The sequence below is a fragment of the Caproicibacter fermentans genome (assembly GCF_009746625.1).
Lineage (GTDB): Bacteria > Bacillota > Clostridia > Oscillospirales > Acutalibacteraceae > Caproicibacter > Caproicibacter fermentans.
Window position 1 is genome coordinate 1 of the sequence record NZ_VWXL01000017.1, and the last position, 833, is coordinate 833.

Here is an 833-nt window from a genome sequence, read left to right on the forward strand (position 1 = left end):
GCGTAGCAACTAATCACAAGGGTTGCGCTCGTTGCGGGACTTAACCCAACATCTCACGACACGAGCTGACGACAACCATGCACCACCTGTCTCAACTTTCCCCGAAGGGCACCTAATGCATCTCTGCTTCGTTAGTTGGATGTCAAGACCTGGTAAGGTTCTTCGCGTTGCTTCGAATTAAACCACATACTCCACTGCTTGTGCGGGCCCCCGTCAATTCCTTTGAGTTTCAACCTTGCGGTCGTACTTCCCAGGTGGATTACTTATTGTGTTAACTCCGGCACGGAAGGGGTCAGACCCCCCACACCTAGTAATCATCGTTTACGGCATGGACTACCAGGGTATCTAATCCTGTTTGCTACCCATGCTTTCGTGCCTCAGCGTCAGTTAAAGCCCAGCAGGCCGCCTTCGCCACTGGTGTTCCTCCCGATCTCTACGCATTTCACCGCTACACCGGGAATTCCGCCTGCCTCTACTTCACTCAAGCACCACAGTTTCAAGTGCAATCCATAAGTTAAGCCCATGGTTTTCACACCTGACTTGCAGTGCCGCCTACGCACCCTTTACACCCAGTAAATCCGGACAACGCTTGCTCCCTACGTATTACCGCGGCTGCTGGCACGTAGTTAGCCGGAGCTTCCTCCTCAGGTACCGTCATTATCGTCCCTGAGGACAGAGGTTTACAATCCGAAAACCTTCTTCCCTCACGCGGCGTTGCTGCATCAGAGTTTCCTCCATTGTGCAATATCCCCCACTGCTGCCTCCCGTAGGAGTCTGGGCCGTGTCTCAGTCCCAATGTGGCCGTTCAGCCTCTCAGCCCGGCTACCGATCGT

The 833-nt window shown here is 53.9% G+C and carries 1 rRNA gene; it reads right to left on the bottom strand.

Features of this window, described 5'->3' with window-relative positions:
* Window positions 1-833 (bottom strand): 16S ribosomal RNA (locus CAFE_RS03670); the annotation flags it as partial.